Origin of the sequence: Paraburkholderia sp. BL25I1N1 (assembly GCF_003002025.1) — a bacterium.
GTDB lineage: Bacteria > Pseudomonadota > Gammaproteobacteria > Burkholderiales > Burkholderiaceae > Paraburkholderia.
Genome location: NZ_PVZB01000007.1, coordinates 90,407 through 106,954 on the forward strand (window position 1 = coordinate 90,407; position 16,548 = coordinate 106,954).

At 64.7% G+C, this 16,548-nt stretch carries 12 protein-coding genes; 5 read left to right on the top strand and 7 right to left on the bottom strand.

The window, feature by feature from the left end:
- Positions 1-84: 84 nt before the first annotated feature.
- Entirely contained in the window at positions 85-2,022 is a 1,938-nt protein-coding gene (locus B0G73_RS12435; RefSeq protein ID WP_106281083.1) for a SurA N-terminal domain-containing protein, read from the top strand.
- Positions 2,023-2,117: 95 nt separating this feature from the next.
- Here B0G73_RS12435 and B0G73_RS12440 read toward each other — a convergent pair whose 3' ends face one another.
- A complete protein-coding gene (locus B0G73_RS12440; protein WP_106281085.1) occupies positions 2,118-2,459 on the bottom strand; it encodes a hypothetical protein in 342 nt (113 codons plus the stop codon).
- A gap of 117 nt (positions 2,460-2,576) precedes the next feature.
- Positions 2,577-3,254, bottom strand: coding sequence for an arylesterase (locus B0G73_RS12445; RefSeq protein WP_258193291.1), 678 nt, complete (start codon positions 3,252-3,254; stop codon positions 2,577-2,579).
- 28 nt (positions 3,255-3,282) lie between these two features.
- On the opposite strand from B0G73_RS12445, the gene B0G73_RS12450 reads away from it, so the two are divergent.
- Positions 3,283-3,969 carry an ABC transporter ATP-binding protein gene (locus B0G73_RS12450; RefSeq protein ID WP_106281089.1) on the top strand — a complete coding sequence of 229 codons (687 nt, stop codon included), beginning with the start codon at positions 3,283-3,285 and terminating at the stop codon, positions 3,967-3,969.
- Between the two features lie 125 nt (positions 3,970-4,094).
- On the opposite strand, the gene pgi is transcribed toward B0G73_RS12450, so the two are convergent.
- The 3 genes from pgi to B0G73_RS12465 form a co-directional block, all read right to left on the bottom strand.
- Entirely contained in the window at positions 4,095-5,717 is a 1,623-nt protein-coding gene (gene pgi / locus B0G73_RS12455) for a glucose-6-phosphate isomerase (protein ID WP_106281091.1), read from the bottom strand.
- Positions 5,718-5,951: 234 nt separating this feature from the next.
- Positions 5,952-7,541 carry an NAD(P)H-hydrate dehydratase gene (locus B0G73_RS12460; protein WP_106281093.1) on the bottom strand — a complete coding sequence of 530 codons (1,590 nt, stop codon included), beginning with the start codon at positions 7,539-7,541 and terminating at the stop codon, positions 5,952-5,954.
- A 117-nt stretch (positions 7,542-7,658) separates the two neighbouring features.
- Entirely contained in the window at positions 7,659-8,957 is a 1,299-nt protein-coding gene (locus tag B0G73_RS12465; protein ID WP_106281095.1) for an FAD-dependent oxidoreductase, read from the bottom strand.
- A 393-nt stretch (positions 8,958-9,350) separates the two neighbouring features.
- On the opposite strand from B0G73_RS12465, the gene purL reads away from it, so the two are divergent.
- The 3 genes from purL (at position 9,351) to B0G73_RS12480 (ending at position 15,336) form a co-directional block, all read left to right on the top strand.
- Positions 9,351-13,436 (top strand): phosphoribosylformylglycinamidine synthase, encoded by a 4,086-nt coding sequence (purL, locus tag B0G73_RS12470; protein WP_106281097.1) that lies wholly within the window; start codon positions 9,351-9,353, stop codon positions 13,434-13,436.
- A gap of 333 nt (positions 13,437-13,769) precedes the next feature.
- Positions 13,770-14,054 carry a helix-turn-helix domain-containing protein gene (locus B0G73_RS12475; protein WP_106281099.1) on the top strand — a complete coding sequence of 95 codons (285 nt, stop codon included), beginning with the start codon at positions 13,770-13,772 and terminating at the stop codon, positions 14,052-14,054.
- Entirely contained in the window at positions 14,044-15,336 is a 1,293-nt protein-coding gene (locus B0G73_RS12480) for a HipA domain-containing protein (protein WP_106281101.1), read from the top strand. Before B0G73_RS12475 ends, B0G73_RS12480 begins: the two co-directional genes overlap by 11 nt.
- A gap of 99 nt (positions 15,337-15,435) precedes the next feature.
- On the opposite strand, the gene B0G73_RS12485 is transcribed toward B0G73_RS12480, so the two are convergent.
- Together B0G73_RS12485 and B0G73_RS12490 are read right to left on the bottom strand one after the other, a co-directional pair.
- Positions 15,436-16,215, bottom strand: a complete 780-nt coding sequence (locus tag B0G73_RS12485) for a peptidylprolyl isomerase (RefSeq protein ID WP_106281103.1) — start codon at positions 16,213-16,215, stop codon at positions 15,436-15,438.
- An 11-nt stretch (positions 16,216-16,226) separates the two neighbouring features.
- Positions 16,227-16,547 carry a BolA family transcriptional regulator gene (locus tag B0G73_RS12490; protein WP_106281105.1) on the bottom strand — a complete coding sequence of 107 codons (321 nt, stop codon included), beginning with the start codon at positions 16,545-16,547 and terminating at the stop codon, positions 16,227-16,229.
- Between the last annotated feature and the right edge of the window lies 1 nt (position 16,548).

Sequence of the window (16,548 nt, forward strand, 5' to 3'; positions counted from 1 at the left end):
ATCCTCGAAAGGCGAACTCCGGTTCGCCTTTTTTATTGCCCGCTGTTGTAAGATCGGGCGTTCTGTTTTTGGCACTCCTCACGCATGCTCGATTTTTTCCGTAATCACAAACGCCTGATGATGTTCATGCTCATCCTCGTCATTGTGCCGGGGTTGGGTTTTGTGGGTATTCAGGGCTTTCGCGGCTTCTTTGACGAAAGTGCAAACGTCGCGAGCGTCAACGGTCACAAGATCACGCGCGCTGAATACGACAACGCGATGCGTCAGCAACTCGATCGCGCCCGTCAAATGCTCGGCGCGCAGTTCGATATGAAGTCGTTCGACACGCCGGAACGCCGCGCGCAGATGCTCGATGGTCTGATCGAGCAACGCGTGCTGGCCGATGAAACACAGCGCCTGCATCTCACCGCGTCCGACGACGCCGTGCGCCGCGTGTTGATGAACGATCCGGTGATCTCGTCGCTGAAGAATCCTGACGGCACGATCGACGTCGACCGCTACAAGCAGTTGCTCGCCATGCAAGGCATGACGCCCGACCAGTACGACGAGCGCGTGCGCTACAGCATCGCCACGCAGCAGTTGCCGGCCAGCATTCAAGGCAGCGCGTTCACGTCGAAAACGCTCGCACAGCATCTGACCGAACTCGCGGAGCAACAGCGCGAGGTGCAGGGCATTGCGTTCCATCCGCGCGACTACGCCGCGAAGGTGCAGCCTACCGACGCGCAACTGCAAGCGTATTACGACGCGCATCGCAATGAATTCGCCACGCCGGCCACGGCCACGATCCAGTATCTCGTCTTGTCGCCGGCAACGCTCGCCGCTTCCGCGCAGCCTACCGACGCCGATCTGAAGAAGTACTACGACGACAACATCGCGCATTACCGCACTGACGGCCAGGTGCGGGCGAGCCACATTCTGATCGCAGCGCCGAAAGACGCGAGCGCGGCCGACAAGGCCAAGGCCAAACAGAAGGCCGAAGAGTTGCTCGCGCAGATCAAGGCGCATCCGGACCAGTTCGCGCAGATCGCACAGCAGAATTCGCAAGACCCGGGTTCGGCGTCGAAGGGCGGCGATCTGGGCTACTTCGGCCGCGGCATGATCGCGGGCGGCCAGGCGTTTGATGATGCCGTGTTCGCGCTGAAGAAAGACGAAGTCAGCGGCATCGTGCAGACCGACTTCGGCTATCACATCGTCAAGGTGACGGACGTGAAACCGGCGGTCACGAAGCCGTTCGACGAAGTGAAAGATCAGATCTCGAAAGACCTGAAGACGCAGTTGGCCAGCAAGGCATTCACCGACGATTCGGAAGGTTTCACGTCGATCGTCTATGAAAAAGCGAAGAGCCTGCAACCGGCCGCCGACAAGTACAAGCTGCAAGTGCAGACCGCCACGGTCACGCCGCAGCCGGATCCGAAGCTCGCGCCTGACAGCCCGTTGAACAATGCGAAGTTCCTCGCCGCGGTGTTCGCCAGTGACGCCACGACGGCACGCAACAACACGCAGGCCATCGACGTCGGCGGCAACACGTTGATCGCGGCGCGCGTGACCGACTATAAGGCCGCGGCAGTGCCGGCGCTCGACGCCGTCAAGGACGCGGTGCGTCAGAAAGTGATCGCGGTTCAGTCGGATGAAGCGGCTCACAAGGACGGTGTGGCCAAACTGGCCGAGTTCGAAAAGTCGAAGGCAACGACGGGCTTCTCGTCGCCGTTGAAGGTGTCGCGCAACGACGCGCAAGGCGTGCCGCCGGCCGCATTGAGTGCAATCTACAAGGCGGACGCGCAAAAATTGCCGGCTTACGTCGGGGTGGATCTCGGCGACGACGGCTATGCGATCTATCGCGTGAACGCGGTGGTAGCGGGGCACACGGTCGATCCGCAACGTCTGGCTGCAGCGCAGCAACAGATCGCACAGGTCGATGCGCAGTCCGAAGCAGAGGCCTATGTCGAAGCAGTGCGCGCGCGTTCGAAGGTGAAGTTCTACGGCTCGCTCGACAGCAGCAATGCCCAGGCGAGCGGCGAGTAAGACCGCCCAAACGCAAAAAAGCCCCGCAAATGCGGGGCTTTTTCATTTGACGAGTGCAAAATCGTCAAACGGCTTGCCGCGACACGCTGCGAGCGTTACAGGCAGCCGCTGATCGCGCTCGTGGCGTCGCTGCCGCCAGCGCCACCGGCGCGGAAGCCGACCCACGTACCCTTGCCGGAGTACGACGGACGTACGACAGCAGCGGCGCCGTTGGGCGGCTGCTGACCCGGAACATACACATCCATGGCTTGATCGTTAGCCAATGTGTCTTGCGAGACGACCTGTTGCTGCGAGCTGTCGGCCCACTTCTGCGCGATGCAGGTAGCGACGGCCTTCGGCGGTTGCTGGCTTTCGCCTACGGACTGAACGCCAGCGGGCGGTTGAGCGGCGCAGGCAGAAATTGCCACGGTCAAAGCGATTAACGGTAAATATTTCACGTTATCTCCTCAAAAGTCGCTCAAAATCGAGCCGGTTACGCGGGATTACGAAAGTGTCAGAGAGAACTTACCGATCCGCGTTCCCACAGTTCTGGAAACAAGTTGTTAGCAGATTTTTCAGTGCGGCGAACTTGTGCGAAGGAGTGGCTTGACTGCGGGCCACACGTTGTTAAGTAGCACTGGCTGTGCCTGCTGGGTCGGGTGAATCTGATCGGCCTGGAACATATCCGGTTTGTCGGCGATGCCGGCGAGCAGAAACGGCACGAGCGTCACACGCAACTGTTTGGACAGTTCGCCGTACAAGCCGTGGAACTTTTGCGTGTAGTCCGGGCCGTAATTAGGCGGCACGTACATGCCCACCAGTACGACCTTCGCGTGACCTTGCTGAGCCTGCTCGATGATCGTGCGCAGGTTGTCTTCGGTGGTGGAGAGCGGCACGCCGCGCAAGGCGTCGTTGGCGCCGAGTTCGACGATCACGATGCTCGGCTTCAGGCGCTGCATGAGCGCCGGCAAGCGGGCTCGTCCGCCGCTCGTGGTGTCGCCGCTAATGCTCGCATTGGCGACGCTATAATCGATTCGCTCGTCGGCGAGGCGCTGGCGCATCAACGCAACCCATCCCGTGTCGCGGGGCAGGCCGTATTCGGCGGAGATGCTGTCGCCGAGCACGACGATCACCGGCTTGGCCGGTTCGGGCGCGTTGGCGGCCCGCGCCGTGAAGCTCACGGAAAGAAACAGGGTGGCGGCCACGGCGGCGCAGCCGCATGCCGTTGTCAACGCCGTGGCGCGAGACGTCATGGCACGCACTTTCAACCTACGCTTCACCATGCTAAACAAAACTGATCCAGTCATTGAAGTGCGGGGTTTGTGCAAGAAGGTTAACGATGCAACAGGCGAACTGACGATTCTCGACGACATCGATCTTGCTATCGATGCCGGCAGCAGTGTGGCGATCGTCGGTGCATCCGGGTCGGGCAAGTCTACGCTGCTCGGCTTGCTCGCAGGATTGGACAGCGCGAGTTCGGGCTCGGTTCGGTTGCTCGGCCGCGAACTCGGCGAACTGAATGAAGACGAGCGTGCCGCATTGCGCAGCGGCTCCGTCGGCTTCGTATTCCAGTCGTTTCAACTGATGCCGCATTTGACCGCGCTCGAGAACGTTACGTTGCCGCTGGAGTTGCTAGGCGGCATCGGCACGCGCGAGGCCGCAACGCGTGCGCGCGGCTTGCTTGAGCAGGTGGGTCTTGGCAAGCGCACCAGTCACTATCCGAAGCTGCTGTCGGGCGGCGAGCAACAGCGCGTCGCGCTCGCACGCGCGTTCGTCACACACCCGGCGATCCTGTTCGCGGACGAACCGACCGGCAGTCTCGACGCCGCCACGGGTCACGCGGTGATCGATCTGATGTTCGAGATGAACCGCGCGAACGGCGCGACGTTGATTCTCGTCACGCATGACATCGAACTGGCGCGCCGCTGCGATACGACAGTGACGATCGAGGCGGGACGTCTCGCCTGAGCGAGCGTCGAGCGTCGCTGCAAAAGCAAAACGGGCCGCAAGGGCCCGCTTTTTCATGGTGGCTTCCGGTATCGGGCGACCACGCCATTCAAGTCAAGCGGCGCGAACCACCGCGCCGCTCACCATCACTTCTTCAACGCCGCCCGCGCCCGCGCGATCAATGCCGACGTCGAAGAATCATGCTTCTTCACATCAGCACCCGGCGCCGTCAGGTCGGCTTCCACCACCTTGCCGAGAATCTTGCCCAACTCCACGCCCCACTGATCGAAGGAGTTGATGTTCCATACCGTCCCCTGCACCAGCACCTTGTGCTCGTACAACGCGATCAATGCGCCGAGCGAACGTGCGGTGAGCGCCTCGACGAGCAGCGTGGTGGTCGGACGGTTGCCCGGAAACACCAGGTGCGGCGCCAGTTCCGGCTTGTCCGCGCCGGCCACTTTCTTCGCTTCTTCGAGCGTGCGGCCGACCATCAGCGCTTCGCTTTGCGCAAAGCAATTGGCGAGCAGCTTCGGATGGTGGCTGACGAGCGGATGCTCCGGCGTCAACACGGCGATAAAGTCGATCGGCACGATCGTCGGGCCCTGGTGCAGCATCTGGAAGAACGCGTGCTGACCGTTCGTGCCCGGCTCGCCCCACGTCACCGCGGCGGTCGGGTAGTCGACCGTTGCGCCGTCCAGACGCGCCGACTTGCCGTTGCTCTCCATTTCGAGCTGTTGCAGATACGAAGGTAGGAAATGCAGCGCCTGCGAATACGGCGCGACCAGGTAGCTTTGCGAGCCGAAGAAGTTGCGATACCAGCTGCCGATCATGCCGAGCAGCACCGGCAGATTCTTCTCGAGCGGCGCGTCGCGGAAATGCTGGTCCATCTCGTTGGCGCCGGCGAGCAGTTCGTCGAACTGCTGCGGTCCAATCGCGATCATGATCGACAGACCGACGGCCGACCACAGCGAATAGCGTCCGCCGACCCAGTCCCACATCTCGAAGACGTTCTCTTTCGCGATGCCGAACTTGACCACTTCCGCGGGATTCGCGGACACGCCGACGAAGTGCTTCGCCAGTGCGCTTTCCGGGCAGCCTTTCTCGATGAACCAGTCGCGCAGCGAGCGCGCATTGGTCATGGTTTCGAGCGTGGTGAAAGTCTTGGAGACGATGATCGCGAGCGTCTCTTCGGGATCGATCTGCTGCATGACGTTGTACAGATCGGCGCCGTCCACATTGGACACGAAATGCGTGGTGATCTCCGGCGTGGCCAGATGATGCAGCGCATGCACGACCATTTTCGGCCCGAGATCCGAGCCGCCGATGCCGATGTTCACGACATAGCGGATCCGCTTGCCGGTATAGCCTTTCCACTCGCCGCTGCGCACCTGGTCCGCGAACGCGGCCATTTTGGCGCGCTCGGCCTGCACTTGCGCGTAGAACGGCGCTTTGGGGTCGGTGGCGCGCAATGCCGTGTGCAGCACGGCGCGGCCTTCCGTCGGGTTGACGATGTCGCCCGCGAACATGGCGTCGCGGCGCTTCTCGACACCGGCTTCGCGCGCGACTTGCACGAGCAGTTTCAGGGTTTCGTCGGTGATGCGGTTCTTCGAGAAATCGGCCGCGAGACCGCCGCCCGCGAACGCTAAGCGCTCGGCACGGGTAGGGGCGGGATCGTTCTCGGGGGCGAACCAGTCGCGCATGTGCGCATCGCGAATCTTGTCGTAATGCGCTTGCAGCGAGGACCAGGAGGGGAGCGAGTTCTGGGTCATAGCGTCCGTCTAACCAAGTGGCACGAAGAAAGGCGCGCGCGTGAAGCGCTGCCGAGGATGATGCAACGATGCTGTTAGAGCGATGCCGCGCGGCCGGGTCCGCCGAGGGTGGCGATAATAATTCGCCGTCACCCATCGTGGCTCCGACGCGCGGCGCAGTCAGTCAGTATAACGGCGTTGCGTGACGGACGGCAGCGGTTTGGGCGGTCCATCCATAGGTTGGGACGGACAGCTTCAGCACTCCGCTGCCGGATAAAACAGGCGGTTGAGCAAGGTCCGCACCATCGGCGCCAGTTCGCCCGCGGTCAGGCCGGCGGGACCGTGGCCTTGTGCGCTCAGCGTGTCGGCGGCGAGGCCGTGCAGATAGACGCCCGCGAGTGCGGCTTCGTAGCGCGGCAGATGCTGTGCGAGCAGCGCGCCGATGATGCCGCCGAGCACGTCGCCGGTGCCGCCCGTCGCGAGCGCGGCGTTGCCGGTCGGATTGATCGCGAGGCGCCCGTCCGCTGCGGCGATGACGGTGCCCGTGCCCTTGAGCACCACCACGGCCGCGTAGCGCGCGGCGAGCGAGCGCGCCGCGGCGAGGCGGTCGCGCTGCACGCCCGGCGCGTCGGTGCCGAGCAGGCGCGCGGCTTCGAGCGGGTGCGGCGTGAGGATGCACGGATCGCCTTGCACGCCGCGCGCGGTGACATCGGCGGCAAGCGCAGGGTCCTTCGAGATCAGGTTCAGCGCGTCCGCGTCGAACAGCTTGGGGACGTCGAGTTGCAGCACGTCGTGCATCACGCGCGTGGCGCATTCGCGATGACCCATGCCGCAGCCGACGGCGAGCGCGTCCATCTGGTCGAGCGGCAGATCGTCGACGGCATGCAGCATGAGTTCGGGGTGCGGCGGATCGTAGGGCGGGGCGCCTTCGCCTAGCAGCGCGACGTGCACCTTGCCCGCGCCGGTGTACAGCGCCGCGCGCGAGGCGAGGATCGGCGCGCCGCACATGCCGGTGTCGCCGCCGACCACGGCGAGGCTGCCGAAGCTGCCCTTGTTGGTCGCGAAATCGCGCGGCGGCAGAAAGGCGGCGAAGAGTTCGGGGGCATTCAGTTGCACGGCCGTGCGGCCGCTCGTGTCGACGCCGATCGGCGCGACCGTGACGGCGCCGGCGAGATCGCGCCCTTGGGCGGTGAAGAGCCCCGGTTTGGCGCCGATGAAGGTGATCGTGTGGGTGGCATGGACGGCGGCGCCGGCGCCATTGCCCACAACGGTGCCGGTGTCGCTGTCGAGGCCGCTCGGCACGTCGAGCGCCAGCACGCCGCCTTTGCGCGGCCGTGCTTTCGCGCGTTGCGAAAGCTGCCGGGCGACGGCCGCGAACACGCCTTCGAGCGGACGCGTCAGGCCGATGCCGAACATGCCGTCCACCAGCCACCGGTAGCCGTCCAGCGAGGCGGGCGGCGCGCTGGTGATCGCGACGCCGGCCGCGCGGGCCGTGTCGAGCGCCCAGCGCGCGTCGTCCGGTTTCACTTCGACCGGCATGCACAGCTCGACGGCGATGCCGGCCTGGTGCAGTTCCGTCGCGAGAACGAGCGCGTCGCCGCCGTTGTTGCCCGGCCCGGCGATGAGCCACACCTTCTGCCTGGATTTCTCGATCGACGTATCGCGGGTGATCTGCTCGCGCAGGAAGCTCGCGGCGGATTTCCCGGCGCGCGACATCAGCGTGTGTTTCGGCAAAGCGGCCGCCGCCTGGGATTCGGCGATCCGCAGGTCGGTGAGCGTAAGCAAAGGCAGCGCCCGGTTGTGCGGGCTGATGAGTGTCGGCGGCGTGTGGTCGGCTTCTGTCATGGCGAGGCTTGGCGGTTCGCCCGGCGGCAGGCGAAAAAGCTGGGGGAATCGCTATGGTAGTGCCGATGAGTGCCCGGCGGTCACCTCTTGCGGCCCGCTCGTGCGCGGGCCGGCGAATTACCTGAACCGATCCGCGCGCAGCGCGGCCAGTGTGTCCGTGGGGACGTCCGGCGTGCCGCCCGAAATCAGGTCGGCCACCAGCTTACCCGATCCGCAGGCGAGCCCCCAACCGGCCGGGCCGTGGCCCACATTGACGAAAAGACGCGGATGCAGCGCGTTGCCGATCACCGGCAAGCCGTCCGGCGACAGCAGTTTGACGCCTTCCCACGGCAAGGCCACCGAGATTCGCGCGGCGCCCGGAATCCAGTCGTGCGTCGCCTGGCCGAGCAGGGCGAGGGCTTCCTTGGTCACCGCTTCGCCCAACGGCTTGTCGATCTGGCCGGCGCTTTGCAAGACCGCGCCGCCCGCAATCCGCAGGCGATGGTTCATGCGGCTAATCGCGATCCGCTTCACCGCATCCACGATGGCGACGTGCGGTGCGCATTCCTCATGCGCGATCGGTGCGACCAGCGTGTGCAGACGCAGCGGATGCAGCGGCAAGCGCAGGCCGAGACGCTCGAGCAGCGGCAGGCTACCGTGACCGGCGGCCACGACCACCGCGTCGGCGTGGATCACATCGACTTCGCGTGAACGGGAGGTCGCGCCCGGCTGCGGCGCCAGTTCCACCGAGGCGCGCTGGCCGTCCAGACGGATCGACGAGACTTCGCAGCCCAGCATGAATTGCACTCCGCCCTGCGTATCCAGCGTCTGCTTGATGAGCTTGGTGAAGAGCGGCGCATTGGCTGTGCGCTCCTGGTCGAACAGCACGCCGCCCGCGAATTCCGGCTCGGTGCGCACGGAGTGCTCGAACGCGGCGCATTGTTCGGGTGTCAGCTCGTGGTGCGGCACTTCGAAAAGCTGGAGCAGGCCGCGCGCGGGCCGCAGCTGGTCCCATTCCTGTTCGGAGCGCACCAGATAGAGCAGGCCGCTGGTCTGTTCGAACTCGAGGCCGAAGCGCGCCTCCATGTCCGCCATGGTGTCGCGCGACAGCTCGATCAGCGGTCGCAGCAATCCGTATTGATGGCCGAATGCGTTGGGTTCCTGCAGCTCGACGAGCTGCTTGACGAACTGGCGCGCCGAGCCGGTGAAGCCGGCCTTGTTGATGACGCCGTTTTTGGCGTTCTGGCGGCTGGCCATGAAGGTCGGGCCGAACCAGACGTCGAGTGGAGTCGGCAGGACGGTGCCGCCGTGTCCATAGGTTGCGCCCTGCGCAACCGTGGCGTGGCGCTCGACGACGCATACCCGATGGCCGGCCGCGCGCAGTTGATAAGCGGTGGCGACGCCCGCAATTCCGCCGCCGATGACGATGACATCCATGTTCTGATTCGATTTGCCGACGGGACGCCGAAGCGGCGCTTGCCCGTTGAGCGTGACATGCGGCGCGCCGTGCCGCCTGCGTGGCCGCTCGCGCCGATCTGGTGAAAGGGCGAATGATAGCAGTCAAACCGCTGGCGCGGCCACGCGGGCGCAACGCCGGCGCGCCGGCGCGATTGGCGTAACGAGCGCACCGGAAGTCGCACGGAACCCACGCGGAGCTTGCGCCAAGCCCTCGCGAAACTATCTCGAAACCTGCCCGAAGCCGCACCGCCAGGCCCGCTGGAAGCCTCTTCCCGGGGTATAATCCCGGACTTCCTTTGCGCCTCACGTCGCCTTCACGCGCGACTCATCGGCATCACTCATCGGCATCATTAGCGACGCAACGTCAAGTCCATGGCCCACTTCTCGTGTTTCCCCGGCGCTTCGGCCCTTTCCGATTTCCGTCAAACCCGCCTGCTCGACACGCTCACGCGCATCGATCCGAACATCACCGGCGTGCGCGGGCAATATCTGCACTTTGTCAACGCGCAGACGCCGCTCTCCGCTGAAGACAACGCGAAGATCGAAGCGCTGATGCACTACGGCGATCCGCTCGAAGAAACCAGCGAGCGCGGCACGGCCGAGACTTTTCTCGTAGTGCCGCGTTTCGGCACGGTGTCGCCGTGGGCCAGCAAGGCAACGGATATCGCGCATCTGTGCGGCCTCACGCAGGTGCGCCGCATCGAGCGCGGCGTCGAGTACACGGTCACGCTGAAAAGCGGCCTGCTGGGCGGCAAGAAAGCACTCTCCGACGAAGCCCGCGCCGCTGTCGCGGCGGCCTTGCACGACCGGATGACCGAGAGCGTGGCGCCGTCGCGTGACCACGCGCTGCATCTGTTCGACGAACTGCCGGCCAAGCCGCTGCAAACCGTCGACGTATTGAGCAACGGCCGCGGCGCGCTGGAAACGGCGAACACGGAACTGGGCCTCGCGCTCGCCGACGACGAAATCGACTACCTCGTCGACGCCTTCACGAAGCTCGGCCGCAACCCGACTGACGTCGAACTGATGATGTTCGCGCAGGCCAACAGCGAACACTGCCGCCACAAGATTTTCAACGCGGACTGGACCATCGACGGCGAAAAGCAGGATATCTCGCTGTTCAACATGATCCGCAACACCGAAAAGCTGAATCCGCAGGGCACGATCGTCGCGTATTCGGATAACTCGGCGATCATGGCGGGCGGCATGGCCGAGCGCTGGTTCCCGCGCACCCCGGCCGACCTGGGCGCGAGCGAACTGCCTGAGCACTACCGCCGCAGCAATGAACTCACGCACACCTTGATGAAGGTGGAAACGCACAATCACCCGACCGCGATCTCGCCGTTCCCGGGCGCCGCGACCGGCGCCGGCGGTGAAATCCGCGACGAAGGCGCCACCGGCCGTGGCGCGCGTCCCAAAGCCGGTCTGGCGGGCTTCACGGTGTCGAATCTGGAATTGCCGGACGGCGTCGAGACGTGGGAAAACGCGCGCGACGCCGCGCAGCCGCTCGCACACCGCAATCCGGACGACAAACACGAAGCGTACGGCCGCCCCGACCGCATCGCCTCGCCGCTGCAGATCATGATCGACGGCCCGCTCGGCGGCGCCGCGTTCAATAACGAATTCGGACGGCCGAATCTGGGCGGCTATTTCCGCGCTTACGAGCAGAACGTCGCGGGGCTGGTGCGCGGCTATCACAAGCCGATCATGATCGCCGGCGGCATCGGCAATATCTCGGACCAGCACACGCATAAGCACGATCTGCCGGAAGGCTCGCTGCTGATCCAGATCGGCGGTCCGGGCATGCGCATCGGCATGGGCGGCGGCGCCGCTAGCTCAATGGCGACCGGCACCAACACGGCTGAACTCGACTTCGACTCGGTGCAGCGCGGCAACCCGGAAATCGAGCGCCGTGCGCAGGAAGTCATCAACGCGTGCTGGCAGCTCGGCGAAAAGAACCCGATCCTGAGCATTCACGACGTGGGTGCGGGCGGTCTTTCGAACGCTTTCCCGGAAGTCGTCGACGGCGCCGGCAAGGGCGCGCTTTTCGATCTGCGCAAGATCCAGCTGGAAGAAAGCGGCTTGTCGCCGCGTGAAATCTGGTCGAACGAAGCGCAAGAACGGTACGTGCTGGCCATTGCGCCGGCCGATCTGCCGGCCTTCGCCGCCATGTGCGAGCGCGAGCGTTGCCCGTTCGCCGTGATCGGCACGGCCACCGCCGAGCGTCAGCTCAAGCTGATCGACTCCGAACTGAACGACGACAACGCGCACCAGCCGGTCGACATGCCGATGGAAGTTCTGCTCGGCAAGGCGCCACGCATGCATCGCGACGTCAAACGCGTCGAGCGCAAGCTCGAACCGGTGGATGTGACCGGCATCGCGCTGTCGGATGTGGCGCTCAGCGTGCTGCGTCATCCCACGGTGGCGAGCAAGTCGTTCCTGATCACGATCGGCGACCGCTCGGTGGGCGGTACGACCGCGCGCGACCAGATGGTCGGCCCGTGGCAAGTGCCGGTGGCCGACGTCGCAATCACCACGATGGACTACGCGGGTTTCACCGGCGAAGCCATGACGATGGCCGAGCGCACGCCTTTGGCTGTCATCAATGCGCCGGCGTCGGGCCGCATGGCGGTCGGCGAGGCCGTGACCAACATCGCGGCGGCGCCGATCGCGTCGCTCGACAAGCTCAAGCTGTCGGCGAACTGGATGGCCGCGTGCGGCGCGCCGGGCGAAGACGCCGCGCTCTACGACACGGTCAAGGCGATCGGCATGGAGTTGTGCCCGGCGCTCGGCATCAGCATTCCGGTCGGCAAGGATTCGTTGTCCATGCGCACCAAGTGGGAAGACCGCGGCGTCGCGAAGGAAGTGGTCGCGCCGGTCTCGCTGATCATTTCGGCGTTCGCGCCGGTTCAGGACGTGCGCCGCCACCTCACGCCGCAGCTGCGCCGCGCCGGCGAGGTGGGCGAGTCCGTGCTGATCGCGATCGACCTCGGCCGCGGCAAGCATCGTCTCGGCGGCAGTATTCTCGCGCAGGTCACGCAGCAGGTCGGCAACACGGTGCCGGACGTGGACGATCCGGAAGACCTCAAGCGTTTCTTCGCCGCGATCCAGGCGCTGAATCAGGACGGCAAGCTGCTCGCCTATCACGACCGCTCGGACGGCGGCCTGTGGGCGACGGTGTGCGAAATGGCATTCGCGGGCCACGTGGGCGTGTCGCTGAATGTCGACATGCTGGTGCTCGATCCGAACCACGAATCGGACTACGGCGACGCCAAAGACTGGGCGAAGCAGACCAGCGGCCGTCGTGAAGACCGTACGATCCGCGCGCTTTTCAGCGAAGAGCTTGGCGCCGTCGTCCAGGTGCGCGCATCCGAGCGCGACGCGGTGCTCGCAGCGTTGCGCGAACACGGGCTGTCGGCGTGCTCGCATGTGATCGGCAAGATCAACGAGCGCGACACGATCGAAATCTATCGCGACGCCAAGAAGATTTACGAAGCGCCGCGCACCGAATTGCATCGCACATGGAGCGAAGTGAGCTGGCGTATCGCACGTTTGCGCGACAACCCCGCGTGCGCCGACGCCGAATACGACGCGCTCTCCGACGCGGCCGATCCGGGCATTTCCCCGATCCTGACGTTCGATCCGGCAGAAGACGTCGCCGCGCCGTTCATCGGCAGGAGCGCGCGTCCGCGCGTGGCGATCCTGCGCGAGCAGGGCGTCAACTCGCACCTCGAAACGGCCTATGCTTTCGACCGCGCCGGCTTCGACGCGCACGACGTGCACATGAGCGATCTGCTGGCCGGCCGCGCCAATCTGGCGGACTTCGCCGGCGCGGTGGCGTGCGGCGGCTTCTCGTACGGCGACACGCTGGGCGCCGGTGAAGGCTGGGCGAAGGCGATCCGCTTCAACGCGCAACTGGCCGACATGTTCGCCGCGTTCTTCGGCCGCGAAGACACGTTCGCGCTCGGCATCTGCAACGGCTGCCAGATGATGAGCAGCCTCGCTTCGATGATTCCGGGCGCCGAAGCCTGGCCGAAGTTCACCCGCAACAAGTCGGAGAAATTCGAAGCGCGCTTCTCGCTGGTCGAGGTGCAGGCTTCGCCGTCGCTCTTCTTCAACGGCATGGAAGGCTCGCGCATTCCGGTCGCGATCGCCCACGGCGAGGGCTACGCGGACTTCTCGCAGCAGGGCGATGCGCCGAAGGTCGCGGTGGCGATGCGCTATGTCGATCACCGTGGTCAGGCGACCGAACAGTATCCGTTCAACCCGAACGGATCGCCCAACGGCATCACGTCGGTGACGACGCCGGACGGCCGCTTCACGGTGCTGATGCCGCACACCGAGCGCGTGCATCGCGCGGTGCAGATGAGCTGGCACCCGGAAGGCTGGGGCGAAGGCGCCACGGACGCCAGCCCGTGGCTGCGCGTGTTCCAGAACGCGCGCCGCTGGTTGGGATGATGACGTGAGATGGCTGCCGCGTAGTGCTACGCGGCAGCTTGCTCGCGCCGCGGCCGCGCGCTTGTGCGAGGTGGAAGGACGGCGGACTGCGAAGCGCGTCCGTCCGCCTGCGCGGCGGCTCCCAGACTGACAATATTTAGTTCGTATCCGCTCGGGTACGGCCACGCTCATATTCCCGGATTTGTCCATCTTTCGTACCCGATCGGGTACGGAGCGTCCCTATTGCGGCCTCGGCGTACCGACTCGTATCCGCTCGGGTACGAAACCGGCTCCGTACGGCAGTCTCGTGGCATAATGTTCCCGAGCGGGTACGAACGTACACGAGGGCGAGTGATGGAGTCCAAGGTTTTCATCGGCAACATGACGGAGTTAGGCGATCTCGTGCGGGCGTCCAGGCTCGCGCAGGGGTTGACGCGCGACGACGTCGCCGCCGCGAGCGGCCTGTCTCCCAAGTTCATCACGCACATCGAGGCAGGTAAGCCCACGGCGCAGATCGGCAAGGTGCTGCATCTTCTCAGCGAACTGGGCATCACCCTGCGCGCCGAGGTTTCCGTGGACATTCCCGCAGACGTCTCCAACAAGGCGTCCCATCGCCGCCGGAGTTCCCATGGCGGCTAGAACGCTGGTCGCGTATGCGAATGGCCGGCGCGTGGGCGTCGTGAGCGATGACAGCGGTGTGTGGTCATTTGCCTACGACCAGGGCTGGCTGGGCCGTGAGGACGCGTTTGCGCTTTCACCTGCTTTCCCACTGATAGCCGAGCCTTTCGTCGACGGGTCGAGCCAGCGGCCGGTGCAATGGTTCTTCGACAACTTGCTGCCCGAAGAGGAAATGCGCAGTGCGCTCGCTCGTGAGGCCAAGGTCGATGCGAGCGACGCGTGGGGCCTGCTCGCCTATTACGGCCGGGAATCGGCCGGCGCCTTGACGCTGCTCGCAGAGCGCGAACAGGAGGCACCTGGCGGACTGCAGCCGTTGTCGCAAGCGAATCTGGAGGCACGCATTCAGGCGATGCCACAGCACGCGCTCACCGCCACGGCGCCCAAACGCATGTCCGCGGCGGGCGCCCAACAGAAGCTGCTGCTGACCTTGCGAGGCAACGCGCCGCACTACGAACTGCTGGAGCCCGTGGGCAGCGAGCCGTCCATGCATCTGCTCAAGCCCGACATGCGCAGCACGGGTTACCCGCATTCGGCGATCAACGAGTTTTTTTGCATGCAGCTGGCGCGCGCGATGGGCGTGCGTGTTCCGCCTACGCACTTTTTACGTGTGCCTTCGGCCTGTTACCTGATCGATCGTTTCGACCGTGACACGAGCAGTGAGCCGGCTCGGCGGCTGCATACCGTCGACGCCATGCAGTTGTTGAACTACGACCGCAGTTTCAAGTATCAGAACGCGACTGCGCACGTGCTCAGGGATGCCATCGAGAAAACCAGCACGCGCGCAGTGGCGCGTCTCGATGTATTCCGCTGGGCGATCTTCAATGTGCTTATCGGCAATGCCGACTCGCACCTGAAAAATCTCTCGTTCTTCGTCACCGCTCGCGGTTACAGGCTGGCTCCGTTCTACGACCTGGTGAGCACGGTTGTCTACCACACGCCGACCTATCAGCCGCAGCAGCGGGACCGCTGGCCGCACTGCGACCTGACCATGCCTGTTGGTGACGCCACGCAATTCGCGCAGATCAACCGAAAGAACATGCTCGCCTTCGGCGAAGCGCTTCGTCTTTCGCCGAAGGGTTCGGAAAGATTGCTGGATGAGATGCTGGCCATGCTCGATGCCCGGGTGGCGCAGACCCGGCGCAGCGTCGACGAAATCGCGCAGCCGAATGCCGGCGAAGTCCGGCTGCTGGACTCGATTGTCGCGATGCCGATTGCGGAGATGAGCCGCGCCTTGCGCAAGTGACCGCGGGCGCTTGCGTCCGACCGGCCACAGTTAATCCCAATGAAAAAGGCGCTGTTCAGTCATTGACTGAACAGCGCCTTGAGCACAATTGAACTCAGCTTACTGAATCTTCGCGTTCTTACGCAAACCTTCCTCGAACGCCTGCAGCTTTTCCTGCTGGATCTGCTGCACGATCTGCGGGCGCACTTGCTCCAGCGGCGGCGGCGTGATGTTGCGCACGTCGTCGACACGGATGATGTGCCAGCCGAATTGCGTATGCACCGGCGTGTCGGTCATCTGGCCTTTCTGCAGATGCGTGGCCGCGTCCGCGAATTCAGGCACGTAGGCCTTCGGGTCCGACCAGTCCAGATCGCCGCCGTTCTTGCCCGATCCCGGATCCTTCGAGAATTGCTTGGCCAGATCCTCGAAGCTTGCGCCGGCCTTGATCTTCGCGATCAGGTCCTTGGCCTGCTGCTCGTTGTCCACGAGGATGTGGTGCAGGTGATATTCCTTGCCGCCCGCGTCCTTGATCAGCGCGTTGTAACGCGCGGTGACTTCGGCGTCGCTCGGCGTGTTGTTCTTCACGAAGTCTTCGATCAGCGCGCGCAGCACCACGGTTTGCTGTGCCACGGCGATTTGCGCCTTGATGTCCGGACGATTCGGCAGACCGCGGCGCAGCGCTTCCTGCATGAGGATCTCGCGGTTCACCAGTTCTTCGCGCACGGCCGTTTGCAGTTGCGGCGTATTTTGCTGGCCTTGATGAACCAGCTGGTCGATCAGCGCATCGGCGCGCGCTTTCGGAATCGGCGTGCCGTTCACGACGGCGATGTTCTGTGCGAATGCAGGTGCGGCTGCACATGCAGCCAGCAATACCCAGAGGCGGGTTTTCTTCAAGGTCATCGAAAATTTTCCTAGCGGGGCAACAAAGCGAATTCTTCGGGCGTATACGCCGTGATGGCAAGGGCATGGATGCCGCGCTGCATGGCACCGGCCAGCGCATCATACACCATGCGATGCCGCGCCACGCGGGCCTTGCCGGCGAATGCGGCAGCCACGATCGTGACACTGAAATGACCGCCGGCGGAGGCGCCGGCGTGACCGGCGTGCTGCGCGCTGTCGTCGGTGATCTGGAGTGAAGCGACCGGCGCCAGTGCGGCGGCGAGGCGCGCCTCGATCAGTGCGGCGCGCTCGGCGGTGGTGGCGTGCATGAATACATCGGCGTCGCTCGTCATG

Coding starts and splice junctions, on each gene's coding strand:
- B0G73_RS12460 (WP_106281093.1), bottom strand. CDS start 7,541: ATGACAGAAGCCGACCACACGCCGCCGACACTCATCAGCCCGCACAAC.
- B0G73_RS12465 (WP_106281095.1), bottom strand. CDS start 8,957: ATGGATGTCATCGTCATCGGCGGCGGAATTGCGGGCGTCGCCACCGCT.
- B0G73_RS12450 (WP_106281089.1), top strand. CDS start 3,283: ATGCTAAACAAAACTGATCCAGTCATTGAAGTGCGGGGTTTGTGCAAG.
- B0G73_RS12485 (WP_106281103.1), bottom strand. CDS start 16,215: ATGACCTTGAAGAAAACCCGCCTCTGGGTATTGCTGGCTGCATGTGCA.
- B0G73_RS12490 (WP_106281105.1), bottom strand. CDS start 16,547: ATGACGAGCGACGCCGATGTATTCATGCACGCCACCACCGCCGAGCGC.
- purL (WP_106281097.1), top strand. CDS start 9,351: ATGGCCCACTTCTCGTGTTTCCCCGGCGCTTCGGCCCTTTCCGATTTC.
- pgi (WP_106281091.1), bottom strand. CDS start 5,717: ATGACCCAGAACTCGCTCCCCTCCTGGTCCTCGCTGCAAGCGCATTAC.
- B0G73_RS12445 (WP_258193291.1), bottom strand. CDS start 3,254: ATGACGTCTCGCGCCACGGCGTTGACAACGGCATGCGGCTGCGCCGCC.
- B0G73_RS12475 (WP_106281099.1), top strand. CDS start 13,770: ATGGAGTCCAAGGTTTTCATCGGCAACATGACGGAGTTAGGCGATCTC.
- B0G73_RS12480 (WP_106281101.1), top strand. CDS start 14,044: ATGGCGGCTAGAACGCTGGTCGCGTATGCGAATGGCCGGCGCGTGGGC.
- B0G73_RS12435 (WP_106281083.1), top strand. CDS start 85: ATGCTCGATTTTTTCCGTAATCACAAACGCCTGATGATGTTCATGCTC.